This window comes from Amycolatopsis sp. NPDC104587 (genome assembly GCF_055583645.1).
Window position 1 is genome coordinate 304,531 of the sequence record NZ_JBVJNO010000007.1, and the last position, 16,363, is coordinate 320,893.

19 protein-coding genes are annotated in these 16,363 nt (G+C 71.7%); 10 read left to right on the forward strand and 9 right to left on the reverse strand.

All coding sequences use genetic code 11. The annotated features are described in order from the left end of the window. The first annotated feature begins 28 nt into the window (after positions 1-28). Positions 29-211, forward strand: coding sequence for a hypothetical protein (locus tag ACZ61C_RS23385; RefSeq protein WP_465309915.1), 183 nt, complete (start codon positions 29-31; stop codon positions 209-211). Here the strand turns inward: ACZ61C_RS23385 and ACZ61C_RS23390 are convergent. From ACZ61C_RS23390 to ACZ61C_RS23400, 3 genes are read right to left on the reverse strand one after another with little or no spacing between them, the layout of a single operon-like run. Next, positions 192-2,597 carry a glycoside hydrolase family 65 protein gene (locus tag ACZ61C_RS23390; RefSeq protein ID WP_465309916.1) on the reverse strand — a complete coding sequence of 802 codons (2,406 nt, stop codon included), beginning with the start codon at positions 2,595-2,597 and terminating at the stop codon, positions 192-194. The two genes, ACZ61C_RS23385 and ACZ61C_RS23390, sit on opposite strands and share 20 nt — an antisense overlap. Continuing rightward, positions 2,594-3,325, reverse strand: coding sequence for an HAD family hydrolase (locus tag ACZ61C_RS23395; protein WP_465309917.1), 732 nt, complete (start codon positions 3,323-3,325; stop codon positions 2,594-2,596). The genes ACZ61C_RS23390 and ACZ61C_RS23395 overlap by 4 nt, the downstream gene beginning before the upstream one ends. Positions 3,326-3,334: 9 nt before the next feature. Further along, the gene (locus ACZ61C_RS23400) at positions 3,335-3,703 is read right to left on the reverse strand and encodes an ArsR/SmtB family transcription factor (RefSeq protein WP_465310217.1); all 369 of its coding nucleotides are present in this window, start codon (positions 3,701-3,703) and stop codon (positions 3,335-3,337) included. Between the two features lie 129 nt (positions 3,704-3,832). Here ACZ61C_RS23400 and ACZ61C_RS23405 point away from each other — a divergent pair, with 129 nt between their 5' ends. Next, positions 3,833-4,339 carry a PaaI family thioesterase gene (locus tag ACZ61C_RS23405; protein WP_465309918.1) on the forward strand — a complete coding sequence of 169 codons (507 nt, stop codon included), beginning with the start codon at positions 3,833-3,835 and terminating at the stop codon, positions 4,337-4,339. A gap of 102 nt (positions 4,340-4,441) precedes the next feature. Here ACZ61C_RS23405 and ACZ61C_RS23410 read toward each other — a convergent pair whose 3' ends face one another. Both ACZ61C_RS23410 and ACZ61C_RS23415 read right to left on the reverse strand, forming a co-directional pair. Further along, positions 4,442-4,600: a hypothetical protein gene (locus ACZ61C_RS23410; RefSeq protein ID WP_465309919.1), complete on the reverse strand. Its 159-nt coding sequence runs from the start codon at positions 4,598-4,600 to the stop codon at positions 4,442-4,444. Between the two features lie 28 nt (positions 4,601-4,628). Continuing rightward, complete coding sequence (locus tag ACZ61C_RS23415; protein WP_465309920.1) at positions 4,629-5,111, reverse strand: MarR family winged helix-turn-helix transcriptional regulator; 483 nt, start codon at positions 5,109-5,111, stop codon at positions 4,629-4,631. On the opposite strand from ACZ61C_RS23415, the gene ACZ61C_RS23420 reads away from it, so the two are divergent. Next, positions 5,110-5,571: a pyridoxamine 5'-phosphate oxidase family protein gene (locus ACZ61C_RS23420; RefSeq protein WP_465309921.1), complete on the forward strand. Its 462-nt coding sequence runs from the start codon at positions 5,110-5,112 to the stop codon at positions 5,569-5,571. The genes ACZ61C_RS23415 and ACZ61C_RS23420 overlap by 2 nt on opposite strands. Positions 5,572-5,659: 88 nt before the next feature. Here ACZ61C_RS23420 and ACZ61C_RS23425 read toward each other — a convergent pair whose 3' ends face one another. Continuing rightward, positions 5,660-6,859, reverse strand: a complete 1,200-nt coding sequence (locus ACZ61C_RS23425; RefSeq protein WP_465309922.1) for an ROK family protein — start codon at positions 6,857-6,859, stop codon at positions 5,660-5,662. Between the two features lie 101 nt (positions 6,860-6,960). Here ACZ61C_RS23425 and ACZ61C_RS23430 point away from each other — a divergent pair, with 101 nt between their 5' ends. Then, positions 6,961-7,701, forward strand: a complete 741-nt coding sequence (locus ACZ61C_RS23430; RefSeq protein ID WP_465309923.1) for a DUF427 domain-containing protein — start codon at positions 6,961-6,963, stop codon at positions 7,699-7,701. A gap of 4 nt (positions 7,702-7,705) precedes the next feature. Here ACZ61C_RS23430 and ACZ61C_RS23435 read toward each other — a convergent pair whose 3' ends face one another. After that, positions 7,706-8,986 carry a carotenoid oxygenase family protein gene (locus ACZ61C_RS23435; RefSeq protein WP_465309924.1) on the reverse strand — a complete coding sequence of 427 codons (1,281 nt, stop codon included), beginning with the start codon at positions 8,984-8,986 and terminating at the stop codon, positions 7,706-7,708. A 1-nt stretch (position 8,987) separates the two neighbouring features. Continuing rightward, entirely contained in the window at positions 8,988-9,548 is a 561-nt protein-coding gene (locus tag ACZ61C_RS23440; protein WP_465309925.1) for a hypothetical protein, read from the reverse strand. A 91-nt stretch (positions 9,549-9,639) separates the two neighbouring features. Between ACZ61C_RS23440 and ACZ61C_RS23445 the strand changes: the two genes are divergently transcribed. Beyond that, positions 9,640-10,152, forward strand: coding sequence for a PadR family transcriptional regulator (locus ACZ61C_RS23445; protein WP_465309926.1), 513 nt, complete (start codon positions 9,640-9,642; stop codon positions 10,150-10,152). A gap of 142 nt (positions 10,153-10,294) precedes the next feature. Beyond that, positions 10,295-10,759, forward strand: a complete 465-nt coding sequence (locus tag ACZ61C_RS23450) for a hypothetical protein (RefSeq protein ID WP_465309927.1) — start codon at positions 10,295-10,297, stop codon at positions 10,757-10,759. Between the two features lie 7 nt (positions 10,760-10,766). Here the strand turns inward: ACZ61C_RS23450 and ACZ61C_RS23455 are convergent, their stop codons facing one another. Next, complete coding sequence (locus tag ACZ61C_RS23455) at positions 10,767-11,522, reverse strand: zf-HC2 domain-containing protein (RefSeq protein ID WP_465309928.1); 756 nt, start codon at positions 11,520-11,522, stop codon at positions 10,767-10,769. Between the two features lie 16 nt (positions 11,523-11,538). Here ACZ61C_RS23455 and sigC point away from each other — a divergent pair, with 16 nt between their 5' ends. From sigC to ACZ61C_RS23475, 4 genes are all read left to right on the forward strand, one after another. Further along, positions 11,539-12,096, forward strand: coding sequence for an RNA polymerase sigma factor SigC (sigC, locus tag ACZ61C_RS23460; RefSeq protein WP_465309929.1), 558 nt, complete (start codon positions 11,539-11,541; stop codon positions 12,094-12,096). A gap of 173 nt (positions 12,097-12,269) precedes the next feature. Further along, positions 12,270-14,513: a xanthine dehydrogenase family protein molybdopterin-binding subunit gene (locus ACZ61C_RS23465; RefSeq protein WP_465309930.1), complete on the forward strand. Its 2,244-nt coding sequence runs from the start codon at positions 12,270-12,272 to the stop codon at positions 14,511-14,513. 8 nt (positions 14,514-14,521) lie between these two features. Next, on the forward strand, positions 14,522-14,977 hold the full coding sequence (locus ACZ61C_RS23470; RefSeq protein ID WP_465309931.1) for a (2Fe-2S)-binding protein: 456 nt from the start codon (positions 14,522-14,524) through the stop codon (positions 14,975-14,977). A gap of 139 nt (positions 14,978-15,116) precedes the next feature. Then, complete coding sequence (locus ACZ61C_RS23475; protein ID WP_465310218.1) at positions 15,117-16,346, forward strand: PucR family transcriptional regulator; 1,230 nt, start codon at positions 15,117-15,119, stop codon at positions 16,344-16,346. Positions 16,347-16,363: the final 17 nt, after the last annotated feature.

The window sequence follows — 16,363 nt, forward strand, 5'->3', positions numbered from 1 at the left end:
GGCCGGGAAAACCGGGTATGCCGGAAGCATGAGCCAGCAGCAGAGCAGTCACGCCCGCGACGACGAAGACGAAGAGCTCCCGAAGCTCCCGACCCCCGGCTCGTTGACCCACGACGTGCCGACCGCGCCGGACCCGGACGTCAACCCGGGCGGGACCGAAGACGTGCCGGCCCCGCCCGGGCGCGACGTCGTCAGCGACCTTCCGGAGTGACCGGGTTGGTCGGTTCCGCGTACTGACGCACCTTTTCCGAGTCACGGCGCATCGGGGCGCGCCCCGGCGGCTGCTTCGGCGGGTCGCCGGCGTCGATCTTCGGGATCGGGAGACGCCGGGGCTCGGCGGTGATCCGGACGCGCTCGCCGTGGTGCAGCACTTCGATGGGTTCGCCGGCCAGCACGTGGTAGGTGGCCTGGTCGGCGTCGATCTCGACCTGGAACCGGGTCTCGCGGAACATCAGGCGGAACGTGATCCGGTCCAGCTGCGCCGGCAGCCGCGGCGCGAACGCGAGCGTCGAGCCGTGGTCTCGCAGGCCGCCGAAGCCGGCCACGGCACCCTGCCACGCCCCGGCCAGCGACGCCATGTGCAGGCCGTTGCGGACGTTGTTGTGCACGTCGTGCAGGTCGGTCAGCGCGGCTTCGGCGAGGTAGTCGTAAGCCAGGTCGAGATGCCCGACCTCGGCCGCGACCACCGACTGCGTCCCCGCCGAAAGCGACGAGTCACGCACGGTGCGGGCCTCGTAGTAGGCGAAGTTGCGCGCCTTCTCCTCCGGGCTGAACGAATCTCCGCACAGGTACAGCGCCAGCACCAGGTCCGCCTGCTTCACGACCTGCTTGCGGTACAGGTCGAAGTACGGGAAGTGCAGCAGCAGCGGGTACTGCGCGAGCTCGGTGCCCTCGTAGTCCCACTCGTCGTGGTCGAGGAAGCCCTCCGACTGCGGGTGCACGCCGAGCTCCGGGTCGTAGGGCAGGAACATCGCCGCGGCGGCCGCGCGCCACGAGTCCAGTTCGACGGCGTCGACGCCGAACCGCGCCGCCACGTCCGCGTGCCGCTGGCAGGACTCGGCCGCGGCCAGCAGGTTCCGCTTCGCCATCAGGTTCGTGTAGACGTTGTTGTCCGCCACCGCGGAGTACTCGTCCGGCCCCGTGACGCCGTCGATGCGGAACGCGCCGTGCCGGTCGTGGTGGCCCAGCGACGCCCACAGCCGCGCGGTTTCCAGCAGCAGCTCGGTGCCGTAGTCCCGCTCGAACTCGTCGTCGCCGGTCGCGTTGAGGTAGCGCAGGACGGCGTCGGCGATGTCCGCGCTGACGTGGAACGCCGCCGTGCCGGCCGGCCAGTACGCCGAGCACTCGGCGCCGTTGATCGAGCGCCACGGGAAGGCCGCGCCGCGCAACCCCAGCTGGTGCGCGCGTTCCCGCGCTTTGTCCATTGTGGAGTGCCGCCAGCGCAGGGCGTCGCGCGCCGCGTCCGGCATCGTGTAGGTGAGCACCGGCAGGACGAACGACTCGGTGTCCCAGAAGGCGTGCCCGTCGTAGCCCGGGCCGGTCAGCCCCTTGCCGGCGACCGCGCGGCTCTCGCCGCGGGCCCCGGCCTGCAGGAGGTGGAAGAGCGCGAAGCGAACCGCTTGCTGCAGCTCGGGATCCCCGTCGATCTCGATGTCCGACGTCGCCCAGAAGTCGTCGAGGAACTCGCGCTGCTCGGTGACCAGGCCCTTCCAGCCGGTCTGGCGCGCGCCCGCCAGCGCGGCTTCGACTTGCGACCGCAGCGCGGGGACCGAGCGCTGCGCGGACCAGCCGTAGGCGAGGAACTTGGTGATGCGCAGCCGCCCGCCCTTCGGCACGTCGACCGCGACGGTGAGCCGCGCGAGGTCCTCTTCGGAGTGGATGCGGGCGCGGATCCCGTCGTCCACCTCGATCTTGTGGTCCATCGCCGCGGCCATCCGCAGCCCGGAGCGGCGGGTCTGGTGCACCAGCACGGCGTTGTACTCGTGGGCGCGGTGGAACTCGCCGACCAGCGGCGACTCCAGCGCGGCGGCCACCCGCGGGTCGCTGGTGTCGGACTCGATCGGCTCGTTGGCCAGCAGGTCGGACTGGACGACCAGCTGCAGGTCCTCGTCGAGCGGCTCGACCTCGTACCGGATCGCGGCGATCGCGCGCTGGGTGAAGGAAACCAGCCGTTCGGTGCGCACGCGCACCCGCCGCCCGGTCGGCGACGACCACTCGGTGCTGCGGCAGAGCGTGCCCTTGCGGAAGTCGAGCACCCGGTCGTGCTTGGTCGCCGTGCCGTAGCGCATGTCCAACGGCTCGTCCTCGACGAGCAGCCGGATGATCTTGCCGTCGGTCACGTTGACGACGGTCTGGCCCTCTTCGGGATAGCCGTACCCCGCCTCGGCGTAGGGGAGTTCGTGCTGCTCGTAGAACCCGTTGAGGTACGTGCCGGGCAGCCCGCGCGGCTCGGCCTCCTCGAGGGTGCCGCGCAACCCGATGTGGCCGTTGGACACGGCGAACGCCGATTCGGTGCGCTGCAGGGCGTCGACGTCCATGCCGCGCCACCGCAGCTCCCACGGCGCGCACTCGTAGCCGCGGGGTTCTTCCTCGGTCATCGGTCCTCCAGCAGTTCGGCGAGGTCGTCGACGACGACGTCGGCGCCGTGCGCCCGCAGCGCGTCGGCCTGGTCGGCCCGGTTGACGCCGACGACGTACCCGAAGTTCCCGGCCTTCCCGGCCTGGACACCGGACTGGGCGTCCTCGAACACGGCGGCGTGCGCGGGTTCGACCCCCAGCGCCTTGGCCCCGGCCAGGAACGAGTCCGGCGCGGGCTTGCCCTTCAGGTGCTGTTCCCGGATCGTGAGGCCGTCGACGCGGGCTTCGACGTACTTGCTCAGGTCACCCGCGTCGAGCACCTTGGCGCCGTTCGCCGACGACGTCACGACGGCGATCCGCAGCCCGGCGGCCTTGACCGCTTCGAGGTAGCGGATCGAACCGGGGTACGGGCTCACGCCGCGCTCGTCGATGATCTTCAGGACCAGCTCGTTCTTGCGGTTGCCGACGCCGTTCACGGTCGGGGCGTCCACGGCGTCGTCCGGGTCGCCCTCGGGCAGTTCGATCCCGCGCGACTTCAGGAATTCACGCACTCCGTCGGCGCGGGGGCGGCCGTCCACATAGGTCGCGTAGTCGGCGTCGGTGAACTCCTGGAACCCGGCGCCGTCCCGCGCGCGGAGAAGTTCATCGAATGTCCGTTTCCACGCCTCGCGGTGGAGCACCGCCGTTCCCGTGAGCACTCCATCGAGGTCGAACAGGCAGGCGGTGATGGTTTCGGGCAGTCCCGTCATGCCCGCACGCTACCGGTCCTCGTCTTCGTTCGCGGCGTGTTCGGGGTGGGGGCGCACCCGATGGATGAGTTCGTGCACGGTCGCGTCGGCGAGCCGGTAGCGCACCACCCGGCCGGAGCGCTGTGTGGTGACCAGCCCGTGGGCGCGCAGCAGCCGCAGGGCCTGCGACACCGCCGTGTCGGTCATGCCGGTCGCCGCGGCGAGGTCGGTGACGCTGATCTCGCGGGCGTAGTGGATCGAGACGAGCAGCGCGAGCCGCGAGGGGTCGGCGACCACGGAGAACCGCTGGGCCCACTCGTCGATGACGGCGCGGTCGCCCAGCCCGTCGACCGCCGCGGCCACCCGTTCCGGGTCGATCAGCTTGCGGCCGGGGTCGATGTCCACCCCCGGATGATTCCACCCGGGCCGCGGGGCGACCACCGGTGGTCTGGGTCACGCGCGCTTGACGCCGCGGGCCCGGGCGGGCGAGGCTGCGGTTAAGACACTTGTCATAGTCGAGGAGCCGAGATGACGGACGTGGCCGCCGGGGCGCAGACCCGCTCGAAGACGATCACCTGGCAGGACCCGGCGCCGACCGCCCGGCTCGGCCTGACCATGACCGGGCTGGAGTACATGACGGCGATCGCCGAGGGTCGCGTCCCCGGGCCGCCGATCGCCGCGCACTTCGGCCTGCGCTGGGAGCGCATCGCCCCGGGCGAGGTCGTCGCCGTCGCGGAGCCGGACGAGTCGCTGTACAACCCGATCGGCATGGTCCACGGCGGCGTCGCGGCCACGATGCTGGACTCGGTGGTCGGCTGCGCCGTGCACACGACGCTGCCGGCCGGGGTCGGGTACTCGTCGGTGGAGCTGAAGGTGAGCTACCTGCGCGCCATCCACGCGGGCCGCGGCGAGATCCGCGCGACCGGCCGCGTGGTGAAGGAGGGCTCGCGGATCGCGTTCGCCGAAGGGGAGATCCGCGACGCCGAGGGCAAGCTGCTCGCGACGGCGTCGGGGACCTGTGTCATCACGCGCTAGCACGACAGGGCCCCTGGCGCGCTCGACCCAAGGTTGCAGAGTCATCGTCTGCCGGGACTGGTGGTCGTGAGTGGTAATTCGGGTTAGAACCCTAATTGCCACTCACGACCGGCTGCGGCAGACCAGCGTCCGGGACTGGCCTGACAGGCGGTCTCCGGCCGCATCGAGCGAAGATCTGAGCTTGCAGTACTGGATCGCGAAGTCCTTGTGCACGAACAGGTTCTCGAGGCAGTCGACGATCATGCGGTTCGTTTCGCTCATGCCCGTGATGATCGGCCGTGGCAGGTAATCACCGGGGTGGGCGGACCCGGCGCTGCCGGACGGCGTCCTCGCCGCCGTAGCGGCCGATGACCGACGCCAGCAGGGTCCGCGCGTCCTCGACGCGCTCTTCGCCGTACTCCGCCACGAGTTCGTCCTGAAGCGCGCTTCGCAGGACTCGCGTCGCTTCGACGGCTTCGCGCGCGTGCTCGGTGAGGTGCAGCAGCTTCGTGCGCGCGTCGGCCGGATCGGGCCGGCGTTCGAGCAGGCCCCGGCGTTCGAGATCGGCCACGGCTTTGGACGCGGCCTGCTGCGTCACGCCCATCCGCTCGGCCAGCGCGGTGATGGACAGGGGTGCGGCGAGGACGTGCTGGATCACGACGCCGTCGTTGAACCGCAGGTCGCCGAAGCCCTGTCCGGCCAGACGCCGCTGCACCTCGTCGGTCAGCGCCCAGCCCGCGAAGAGGGCCGTGAGTGACAGGTCGAGGTTTGCTGCCGTAGGATGCACAACCATGGTTGTGGAATCTAGCAGAGTGCCGGCCGGGCTGGCCGGGGAGTTCGTGCGCGTGGCCCACCGGATCGTGTGGTGCACGCTGGTGACGGTCGACCGCCGCGGCCGGCCGCGGTCACGGGTGGTCCACCCGATCTGGGCCGACGGCCCGGACGGCTTGACGGGCCGGCTGTTCACCCGCCCGACGCCGCTGAAGCTGGCGCACCTGGCAGCGTCGCCGTACGTGTCGTGCTCGTACTGGGACCCGCAGCACGAGGTCACGGTGGCGGAATGCCGGGCGGAGCTCGTCGACGACGAAGAGACGCGCGAGTACCTGTGGGACCTGTTCGCGTCGACCGCGGAGCCGCTGGATTACGACCCGAAGATCCTCGGTGGTGAGGATTTCCGGGACCCGAAGATCACGGTCATGAAGCTGACGCCGTGGCGAGTTTCAACGGGCGGCGAAGCCTGGCGCGCGGCTTAGCCCGGCCCAGGCGTGCCGTGAATGACTCATTCATGGCGTCCGACGACAGCAATGAGTCATTCACTACGTCCGGGCGGGCCGTCCCCGGCTAAGCAGCGCCGACGCGGCGGTCGAAAACGAGGCCCTGCGCGGCCCGCAGCCCGACGCTGATCGCGCCCGTCAGGACCGCGTCCTCGCCCAGCTCGCCCTGGACCACCTTCGGCACCAACGGCGTGAAGGCCCGCAGCGCCCGGTCGATCGGCTCCAGCAGCAGGTCCGCCGCCGTGCCCATGCCGCCGCCCAGGACGATCAGCTCCGGGTCGATCACCGCCGCCACCGAGGCCACCGTATACGCGAGCCGGTCCGCCTCCGCCTCCAGGGCGCGGCGGGCCAGTTCGTCCCCTTCGCGGGCCAGGCGGAACACCTCGCGGGCCGACTTCGCCGTGCCCAGGCCGAGTTCCCGCGCGCCGCGGACGACCGACTGGGCCGCCGTCGCCTCTTCGAGGTGGCCGCGGGCCGGTGGGGTGCCGTCCTCGTCGCCGGCGCGGGTGCGGCCGTAGGGCAGGTAGCCGATCTCGCCCGCCGCTCCGGTCGCGCCGCGGAACACGCGGCCGTCGACCATCATGCCCATGCCGACACCCGTGCCGATCGTGATGCAGCCGAACACCGACGCGCCGCGCGCGGCTCCGCTCTCACCTTCGCCGACGGCGGTGAGGTTCGCGTCGTTCTCCACCATCAGGTCCGGGCCCAGCGCCGCCTCGAGGTCGTCGATCAGCCCGGCCCGGCCCCAGCCCGGCAGGTTCGGCGCGTGCCGGAAGCAGCGCTTCTCCGGATCGGCGACACCGGGGGAGCCGACCACGCGGACAACGATGTCGCCGGCCGCCAGACCCGCCTCCGCGACCGCCGCGGCGGCGATCTTCCCGACCGCCGTGACCAGCGCCGCGCCGGAGCGCGCCGTGTTGCGCTCGTCGCGGCGCGCCACGAGCGTGCGGCCGAGGTCGGAGACGGCCACCCGGAGGTGCTCACGGCCGATGTCGACGCCCAGCACGTACCCCGCGGTGGGGTCGGCTTCGTACAGCACGGCCGAGCGCCCGGTGCCGGTCGAGGTGTGCCCGGTCGGCCGGGCCAGCCCGGCGGCTTCGAGCGCGAGCAGCGCCTGGCTCACCGTCGGCTTCGACAGCCCGGTGTCCTTCGCCACCTGCGGCCGGGTCGCCGGTCCGCTGCGGCGCAGCAGGTCGAGCACCGCCCGCTGGTTGATCTTGCGCATCCCGGCGGGGGTACCGACCGCGGGAGCTTCTACGCCGGCCACCCGTGCCTGCCTCCTGTCGTCTTTCGTCCGTTCTGCCACGCTAGCCGCCCGAGCCCCGGTTTTCCCGGAATACGTCGTGTTCGGGACCCGTTGACCGGAGCATGAGCACTCCGGTACGCGGGCGGGTCCGCGTGGCAGCAGGCGCGAAGCGGGTACGCGTGTTCCTCGCCGGGCAGGTCGTCGCGGACACGGTGCACCCCCTCCTCGTGTGGGAAGTGCCGTACTACCCCACGTACTACTTCCCGCGCGCGGACGTCGTGAGCGGGCTCCTCACCCCCTCCGGCCGGACGTCGCACTCGCCCAGCCGGGGAGAAGGTGTTCTGTCGACGATAAAGGTCGGCGGGGCCGAGGCGGTGGACGGCGCGCTGGAATACCCGGATTCGCCGATCGCCGAGCTGCGGGACCACATCCGCTTCGACTTCGGCGCGTTCGACTGGTTCGAAGAGGACGAACAGATCTTCACGCACCCGCGCGACCCCGGCGTCCGCGTCGACATCCTGCCGAGCTCGCGCCACGTCCGGATCGAGGTCGACGGCGTGACCGTCGCCGACACCGTCCGGCCGCACCTGCTGTTCGAGACGGGCCTGCCGACGCGGTACTACCTGCCCCGCGTCGACGTCCGGATGGACCTGCTCGAGAAGGCCGACGCCGTGACGCACTGCCCGTACAAGGGCGCGGCCGAGCACTTCGACGTGACCGGCCACGAGGACCTCGCCTGGAGCTATTCGACGCCGCTGCCGGAGAGCGAGCGCGTCGCCGGCCTGGTGGCGTTCCTCGACGAGAAGGTGGACGTCTTCGTCGACGACGTCCGGCAGGAGCGGCCGAAGACGAAGTTCGCCTGACGCGTCACGCGTCCGGCAGCCAGTTCCCGTGGAAGCCGGCGGGGACCCGGCCGGGCAGGTGGACGGTCGCCACGGGCGCCGCGGCGACGTTCCCGGCGTCGAGCACCACGAGGTCGCTGCGGTCCTCCGCCGCGTCGTAGACGTAGCTGAGCAGCCAGCCTTCGCCGTGCTCCGCCGGCACGAACACCGCTTCACCGGGGATCCGCCCGGGCCCGAAGACGTGCTCGGCCGCCGTGCCGGCGTGCAGGTCGTAGCGGCGCAGGACGTCGTGGCCGGTCACGTGCCCGAAGCGCGAGTCGGAGCCCGCGAGCCGGTCGTCGATGCGGGGGAACTCGCCCGGCCGGTCGTCCAGCCGGTCTTCGGTGACCGTCCCGGCCGCGAGGTCGATCGTCCAGCGCCACAGGGACGCCGGCGGGTCCTCGTGCCCCGCCCACCACTGGTGGTCGTAGCGCATGACGTGCACGACGATCCGGCCGTCCGGCGTGTCGAACGCGTTGAGCGTGTGGAAGACGTAGCAGGGCTCGATCTCCAGCCAGCGGACGCCGGCTTCGGGCGCGTCCCGGCGCAGCACGCCGAGCCGCGCGCCGTAGCTCGCGTCCCAGCCGTAGGGCATGCCCTGACCGACCGCCGCCAGGTCGAACACGACGGGCAGGTCGTAGAAGACGACGTGCTCCTTCGTGAGGGCGAAGTCGTGCATCATCGTCAGCCCGGGCACGTCGATCGGCTGCTTGACGACGAGCTTCCCGGCGGCGTCGGCGCGGTAGTACCCCACGTGCGGCGCGGTGATGCTGCCGTAGCCGAAGAAGTGCAGCTCCCCGGTCGACGGGCAGATCTTGGGGTGGGCGGTCATCGAATCGGCCAGCTCGCCGTCGAAGTCGTACACGCCGACGGTGTCGAGCTCGGTGGTGATCTCGTACGGCAGCGAGGATTCGACGAGCGCGAGCGTGCGCCCGGCGTGGTTGACGACGTGCGTGTTGGCGACGCTGGTGCGCAGGTTCCGCGTGCCGTCTTCGTTGTAGAGCTTGCGGTCCGGGTCGCCGAAGCTTTCGGTGCGCACCCAGCGGTTGCGGTACCACGCCGCGCGGCCGTGCTCGAGGCGGACGCCGTGGACCATGCCGTCGCCGGTGAACCAGTGCTTGCTGCCGTCCTGCGGGTTCGGGCCGTTGCGCAGGTACCAGCCGGTCAGCTCGGGCGGCAGCGCGCCGGTCACCGGGAGGTCGGCCGCGGTCAGCTCGTCGTGGACGGGGGCGTAGGCGCCGGTCAGGTGGAAGTCCGTGGTGGTCATGTCAGACGGCTTTCTGGGCGCGGGCGCGCACGATGCGCGGGTAGCGGATGGTGAAGGCGACGGGGACGGCGAAGCCGAGGACCTTGAGCGTGATCAGCGCGGCCGTCGCGTGCGGCGCGAAGTTCAGCAGCGCGATGCCGGCGAGGCCGGTGACGGTGAAGCTCAGCGCCCAGACGAGCGTGATGACGACGTTGACCCGCTTGAAGACCGGGTTGCCCCAGAGCTCCGGCGGCGTCATCGTCCGCGCGATGCCGAGGGTGAACGGCCGGCCGATGGCCAGCGAGCCCCAGGCGGTGAGCGCCAGCCAGGCGTCGGTCAGCGCGCCGGTGTAGGTCTTGAGCGGCGACGCGGGGAAGGTGAACGCGACGGCCGTGAGCAGCGCGAAGAAGGCGAGCGCGCTCCACTCGATGATCAGCGCGTCCGCCTTGCGGCCTTCGCGGCGGGCCAGGACGAGCAGGCCGGCGGCGAGGACGAGCCCGGTGAGGCCGGACCAGCGCCAGTCCGCCTGCGTGGCGACCACGGCGAACGCGATCCACGGAAGGAAGCTCTTGAGGTAGTTCATGTCCCGCTCTCCCCTGACGTTCCAACTTTGACATGTCGAAGTTAGAACCTGCTACATGGACATGTCAAGACTGGAATGTCATGATGGGGTCATGAGCCTTCGCCACGCTGTCCTCGGTCTCCTGGACGAGCACCCGATGAGCGGCTACGACCTGCTGAAACGCTTCGAGCAGGCGATGTCCAACGTCTGGGCGGCGACGCAGAGCCAGCTCTACGGCGAGCTCGGCAAGCTGGAGACGGCGGGCCTGATCCGCGTCCACGCCGAGGGCCCGCGCGGCCGCAAGGAGTACGAGCTCACCGACGCCGGCCGCGCCGAGCTGCGTCACTGGCTGGCCGAGACCGTGCCGAACCGCGTGACGCGCAACGAGTCGCTCCTGCGCGTCTACTTCCTCGGCGCGATCGGCCCGGAGCGCGCGCGGGAGTACCTGGCGAACCTGGGGGAGACGGGCCGCCGCCGCACCGAGCGCCTGACCGACCTCGAGAAGACGATCGACTGGGGCGACGACGCCCCCTCGGTGTACGGCCGGCTCGTCCTGGAGTGGGGCAAGCGCTTCTCGGAGATGCAGCGGGAATGGGCGGAGTGGGCGGTCAAGCAGGTCGAGTGAGGCCTGTATAACGCCGTGTACGGCGGGTGTCTTCGCGGCCGAACGGGTGAACCGGCCGGGGAAGCGTCAACAGGGCGCGACGGCCGCGCGTGGTGGTCGTGGCGAGCCGGCCGGGCCGCCGACACGACGCGAGGGAGCACCCGTGAGACGACGGATCGGACTCATCCTGGGAGCCGCCCTGCTGCTGACGGCGCCGGCCGGCGCCGCCTCGGCGGCGCCGGCGAATTTCGGCGCGGCCGCCGTGCACGCGAATGGCGCGGGCGCCACCGCGGTCTCGGCCACGGGAAACCTCGCCTGGTCGGCTTCGCGGCGGACGGTCACCCTCACCAACGTGAAGATCTTCATCAAGGGCGGTGAGTGCGGATACCTGGACATCTCCGGGTACCAGGGCAGTACGCGGCTGGACTCCACCGACCGCTACCCGGCTTCGGTTTACCGCTGCGCGCCGTCCGACGCCGTGTACGTGGCCGGGACCGAGATCCTGACGACGGATCGGCCGGGCGGCATCGACCACGTGATCGTCGAGGTGACGGACGACAGTCACTCGATCATCGGCTGGGCGAACTGCGAGTACGCCGACACGAAGTGTTACCACGGGCAGTACTGAGCGAACCTCAGGCCGCGTGGCGGCCGTGGGCCTGGCGCCGGAAGGGCCGGGGCCGCGGCCGTCCCGGCGCCGGGGTGTCCACTGTGGACCCGGTCGCCGTCGCGCTCGAGTCCGAAGTCGCCGCCGGGAGCGGGGCCGTGCGGTCACGATGACTCCGGTGGACCGCCCACAGCAGCACCAGCCCGAGCACCACCAGCACGTGCGTCGCCAGCCGGGCGAACGTCACCCGGCCCGCCGCCAGGTCGCCCGCCGAGAGCACCAGCAGCACCCCGACGAACCCGGTCAGCAGCGGCAGCTGTCCCCCCGCGGTGCGGGGCCGGACGACCGCCGCCAGCAGGCCGATCCCGACCGCCAGGTTCCACGCGCCGCTCTCGTGGGCGAGGTGCCCGGCGAGCGCGACGGCGTCGTGCAGCGTGTGTGCGTCCGCCGTGCCCAGCAGCTGCGCGAACGCCAGCCCGAGCTGCGCGATCGCCACCACGGCGAGCGCGATCCGCAGTCCCCACCCCTCGCCGGACGGCGCCGGCGTGCGGTCGAGGATCACCGCGGTGAGGTCCGGGACCGGCGGGGCCGGGCGCAGGAGCATCGTCCGCCGCAGGTCGGACGCGCGCCCGAACCACTCCCGGCACGCCGCGCACGACGCCAGGTGCGCGTCGGGCGACACCGGCTCGTCCTCGCCGTCCAGCCGGGCCGACAGCGCTTCGCGGCAGTCCTCGCACTTCATCTCCCAGTAGTCGGACGGCGGAACCGCGAAGTTCCCCGTCACTGCTACGTTCCGGGTTATGACTCGCGGTGAGGACGACGAACGCGTCACGGCCTTGGCGATGGCCGCCGGCCGCGGCGACCGGCGCGCCCTGGAGGAGTGGGTCCGCGCGACGCAGGCCGACGTCTGGCGCTTCCTCGCGCACCTCACCGACGCCGCCTCGGCCGACGACCTGACCCAGGAGACCTACCTCCGCGCCTTCGGCAGCCTCCGCCGGTTCGCCGGGCGGTCGTCGTCACGGACCTGGCTGCTGGCCATCGCGCGGCGGGTCGTCGTCGACCAGATCCGGGCCGCCGGCGCGCGGCCCAAGCTCGCCGACACCGACTGGGAAGCCGCCGCCGAGCGCACCCGCGACCCCGCGGCCGGCTTCGAGGAGCTCGTCGAGCTCGGCCTGCTGCTCGACGGCCTGGACCCGGAGCGGCGCGAGGTCCTCGTGCTGACCCAGGTGCTCGGCCTGTCCTACGCCGAGGCCGCCGACGTCTGCGGCTGCCCGGTCGGCACCGTCCGCTCCCGCGTCGCCCGCGCCCGGGAGGACCTGATCCAGGCCCGGCGCGCCCGCGGTTCGGACGCCGGCTGAACCACCCGGCGCAACCGCTTGCGCCGTCCGGCACTGTGGCGGCGCACACATTCGGGGGCTTCCGCTGTCATCTCGTCACAGAGATGGGCGAACACGACTACTCCGCGTTGACGCCCTGACAACGCCTGCTTAGCGTGGCGCGCACCCCGCCACCACGCTGCAAGGGATCCCCGATGGCCAGTCCCACCACCAGTCCCGCAGGCCCGGAACCGGGTCAGGTCGGCCGCCGCCGCTTCCTGACCTACCTCGTCGCCGCGCCCACGCTCACCGTCGCCACCAAGCTCACCGCCGACGCGGTGGCCCCGGCCACCGCCGAAGCCGTCGTCCCGACCCTGCCGCAGCCGGCGGAGATCCTCGACCTCGGCGACGTGCTGACGCTCTCGTGCGTGCCGACCGCCGGGATGCTCGTGCTCGAGATGACCACCGACGGCCGGGCGCGCCTGCAGCTGCCGCGCGCCGAGGTCGGCCAGGGCATCACCACGGCGACCGCGATGCTCGTCGCCGAGGAGCTGGACCTGCCGCTCGACAAGGTCGACGTCGTGCTCTCGGACGCCCGCACCGAGCTGCTGTTCAACCAGCTCACCGGCGGCTCCAACACGATGCGCTCGCTCTACGACCCGGTCCGCGCGACCGCGGCGACCGCCCGCGCCCGGATGCTGGCCGCGGCCGGGGCGCAGTGGGGGACCGACGCGTCGCGACTGTCCACTCGCGACGGTGCGGTGCACGCGCCCGACGGCCGCCGGGCCGGCTACGGCACGCTCGCCGGGCCCGCGTCGCGCTCCGGGCTGAGCGTCGGCGCGATCCAGCCGAAGGCCGAGGCCGCGCACACGCTCGTCGGCACGCCGACCTCGCGCAAGGACGCCCGCGCGATGGTCACCGGCAAGCAGGTCTACACGCTCGACCTCGACGTCCCGGGCGCGAACCCGGTGATGGTGCGGCGCCCGCCGACGATCAACGGCACCGTGAAGAAGGTCAACAACGAGGCCGCCGTCCGCGCGATGCCGGGCGTCATCGACATCGCCGTCGTGAAGACCGGCGTCGCGGTGATGGCCGAGACCTTCGGCCAGGCCCTCGACGGCAAGGAGGCGCTCGACGTCACCTGGGGCGCGGGCACGGTCGACGGTGAGGACAACGAGAGCATCAAGAAGAAGCTGCGCGGTGCCGCGCTGCCGTTCGTGGTGCCGCCGCTGCTCACGCAGTACGTCGACGGCGAGTTCGACTTCGCCTTCGCGAGCCACGCGCCGATGGAGTCGAACTCCGCGGTGGCCGACGTCCGCGACGGCAGCGCCACCATCTGGGCCGGCCTGAAGTCGCCGATCGTGGCGAAGCAGACCATCGCCCAGGAGCTGGGGCTGCCGGAGAACAAGGTGACCGTGCACGTCCAGCAGGGCGGCGGCTCCTTCGGACGCCGGCTGTTCTTCGACGCCGCACTCGAAGCGGCGCACATCTCCCAGGCGATGAAGAAGCCCGTCCGGCTCATGTGGAGCCGGATCGACGACATGCGCCACGGCCGCGGCCGCGCGGCGAGCTACCACCGGATCCGCGCGACGTTCGCGCTCGGGCAGGTGCTCACGTTCGAACACCGCGTCGCCAGCGTCGAGACCGACTGGAGCCACGGCCTCGGCGAGATCCTCACGGCGTTCGCGGCGAAGCTGCCCGTCGGCGGCAACCTGAGCTTCGCGCAGACGGTGTTCCTGCTGACGATCAAGTCGCCGTACAACTTCGGCGTCACCACGCAGCTGCTCAACGAGGTGCCGCTGAAGTTCCACACCTCGGCGTGGCGCTCGGTCTACTCGGCGAACACCCGCGGCGCCGAAGAGATCATGGTCGACGAGATCGCCGCGAAGCTCGGCAAGGACCCGCTGCAGTTCCGCCGCGAGTTCATCAAGGAGCCGCGGCAGCGCGCGGTGCTCGACAAGGTCGCCGAGCTCGGCGAGTGGGGCAAGAAGATGCCGAAGGGCTTCGCGCAGGGCATCGCGGTGCACGGCGAGTACAAGTCCTTCACCGCGTGCCTGGTCGAGCTCGACGCGCGCGACACGAAGTACCCGCGCGTCACGAAGGCGACGATCGCGGTCGACGTCGGCAAGCCGGTGAACCCGCGCGGCATCCAGGCGCAGATGCTCGGCGGCCTCACCGACGCGATCTCCACGACGCTCACCGCGGGCCTGCACATCGACAAGGGCCTGCCGCTGGAGGGCAGTTACTCGCAGTTCCACTACGCGCGGCAGAAGAACTCGCCCACCGACGTCACCGTGCACGTGATGCCGGCCAGTGGGGACGACATCGGCGGCGCGGGCGAGCTCGGCCTGCCGGCGCCGGTCGGCGCGATCGCCAACGCCTACGCCCGGGCCACCGGGATCAAGCCCCGCAGCTTCCCGATCACCTTCCCGGTCGACTTCGAACCGTTCCCGCGCTGAGGAGAACCATGCCGAACTACACCTTCGTGGTGAACGGGAAGACCGTCACCGTCGACGCGCCCGCCGACCTGCCGATGCTGTGGGCGCTGCGCGACAAGCTCAAGGTCCGCGGGCCGAAGTACGGCTGCGGCATCAACGTCTGCAAGGCGTGCACCAGCCACCTCGACGGCGAGGCGTTCAACCCCTGCGTCACGCCGGTCGCCGACTGCGCGGGCAAGGAGGTCACCACGATCGAGGGGCTGGCCGACGGCGAGAACCTGCACCCGGTCCAGGAGGCCTGGCTGGAGCAGGACGTCGCGCAGTGCGGCTACTGCCAGCCCGGCCAGATCATGGCGGCCGTCGCGCTGCTGAAGAAGACGAAGAACCCGACCGACGCCGAGATCGACGCGATCCAGAACGTCTGCCGGTGCGGCACGTACTTCCGGATCCGGGAAGCGATCAAGAGCGCCGCCGCCAGGATGTGACGACGCGGATGCGGAGGTTCTACAGAAGAACCTCCGCATCCGCGGTAACTGTAAAAAGTTCACCCGGTCGTGGTGGGCGCTTTCGGGTTAGATGTCGGTCTCAGGCCTCGACGAGGAGGTCGGGGGACCGGAGGGCACCATGCACTACCAGGCGCTGCTGGCCGACGGGCTCGCGCCGAAGGTCGCGTCCCTGGCCGCGGAGGTCGAGCGCAAGCTGCCCGAGCTGATCGAGAGCACCGTGCGGCAGATCCGCGCCGAGATGCCGGTGTACCAGGACGCCCGGTTCGTCACCCACGCCGAGCTGCGGAACTCCGTGCGGGCCAACCTCGAGCACGTCATGCGCACGCTGCGCGGCTCCGACGCCCCGGACCTGTCCCAGGCCAGAGCCACTGGCCGGGCCCGCGCCCTGCAGGGCGCGCCGCTGCCGGAGCTGCTGCGCGCCTACCGGATCGGGCTCACCGAGGTGTGGCACCGGTTCGTGGAGCTGACCGCCCGCGGTGCGCAGCAGGACCTCGCCGGGCTCGTCGCCGCGACGTCGGCGATCTGGGCCCTCATCGACGACCTCGCCGAAGCGCTCACGACGTCCTATCGGGACACGACGGCGGAAGTCATGGTGGCGCACCAGAACCGGCGCTCGGCGCTGGTCGAGGCGCTGTTCGCCGGCGGCTCCGCGACCGAGGGCACCCTCTGGGACATCGCGCGGGTGCTCGACCTCGCCCTGGACGGCACGTTCGTGGTGGTCGCGGCGGAAACCCCGCGGCTGGGCCAGGAACCGCTGCCGCAGATCGAGGCGCGGCTGCGCGAGCTGCACCACGCGTCGGCATGGCGGCTGACGCCGGACCTGCAGGTCGGCGTGGTGTCCCTGCGCGACCCGAGCGCGTCGAAGGCGATCGTCGACCTGGTCCGCGAGCACCCGGTCGGGCGGGTCGGCGTCAGCCCGGTGTTCACCGGCCTGGGCAACACCTCCCGCGCGCTGCACCTGGCCCGGGTGGCGCTGTCGAGCCTGATGCCGGGGACACCGGCGCTGGTCCAGTTCACCGAGTCGCCGCTGGCCGGGCTGGTGGCGAGCGCGCCCGAGGCGTCGGTGCAGCTGGCGCACCACGTCCTCCAGCCGGTCCTGGACCTCCCGGGCGACGACCGGAACGTGCTGCTGCTGACGTTGCGCGCGTGGTTCGACTGCCAGGGCTCGACCAAGCTGACGTCGGAGCGGATGTTCTGCCACCCCAACACGATCCGCCACCGTCTCAAGCGGATCACCGAGGAGCTGGGCCGCTCGCTGACCGACCCGGCCGACATCGCCGAGCTGGGCGCGGCCCTGCGGGCGCTGAACCTCTTCCCGGAAGCGACCCACCTGCCGGCGCCGCGCTGAGCCCTGGCCGGGTGTCC

Bases quoted from the DNA above. Each gene is read 5' to 3' on its own strand.
- ACZ61C_RS23385 (WP_465309915.1), top strand. From the start codon at position 29: ATGAGCCAGCAGCAGAGCAGTCACGCCCGCGACGACGAAGACGAAGAG.
- ACZ61C_RS23390 (WP_465309916.1), bottom strand. From the start codon at position 2,597: ATGACCGAGGAAGAACCCCGCGGCTACGAGTGCGCGCCGTGGGAGCTG.
- ACZ61C_RS23395 (WP_465309917.1), bottom strand. From the start codon at position 3,325: ATGACGGGACTGCCCGAAACCATCACCGCCTGCCTGTTCGACCTCGAT.
- ACZ61C_RS23405 (WP_465309918.1), top strand. From the start codon at position 3,833: ATGACGGACGTGGCCGCCGGGGCGCAGACCCGCTCGAAGACGATCACC.
- ACZ61C_RS23410 (WP_465309919.1), bottom strand. From the start codon at position 4,600: ATGAGCGAAACGAACCGCATGATCGTCGACTGCCTCGAGAACCTGTTC.
- ACZ61C_RS23420 (WP_465309921.1), top strand. From the start codon at position 5,110: ATGGTTGTGGAATCTAGCAGAGTGCCGGCCGGGCTGGCCGGGGAGTTC.
- ACZ61C_RS23415 (WP_465309920.1), bottom strand. From the start codon at position 5,111: ATGGTTGTGCATCCTACGGCAGCAAACCTCGACCTGTCACTCACGGCC.
- ACZ61C_RS23430 (WP_465309923.1), top strand. From the start codon at position 6,961: ATGAGCACTCCGGTACGCGGGCGGGTCCGCGTGGCAGCAGGCGCGAAG.
- ACZ61C_RS23435 (WP_465309924.1), bottom strand. From the start codon at position 8,986: ATGACCACCACGGACTTCCACCTGACCGGCGCCTACGCCCCCGTCCAC.
- ACZ61C_RS23440 (WP_465309925.1), bottom strand. From the start codon at position 9,548: ATGAACTACCTCAAGAGCTTCCTTCCGTGGATCGCGTTCGCCGTGGTC.
- ACZ61C_RS23445 (WP_465309926.1), top strand. From the start codon at position 9,640: ATGAGCCTTCGCCACGCTGTCCTCGGTCTCCTGGACGAGCACCCGATG.
- sigC (WP_465309929.1), top strand. From the start codon at position 11,539: ATGACTCGCGGTGAGGACGACGAACGCGTCACGGCCTTGGCGATGGCC.
- ACZ61C_RS23465 (WP_465309930.1), top strand. From the start codon at position 12,270: ATGGCCAGTCCCACCACCAGTCCCGCAGGCCCGGAACCGGGTCAGGTC.
- ACZ61C_RS23470 (WP_465309931.1), top strand. From the start codon at position 14,522: ATGCCGAACTACACCTTCGTGGTGAACGGGAAGACCGTCACCGTCGAC.
- ACZ61C_RS23475 (WP_465310218.1), top strand. From the start codon at position 15,117: ATGCACTACCAGGCGCTGCTGGCCGACGGGCTCGCGCCGAAGGTCGCG.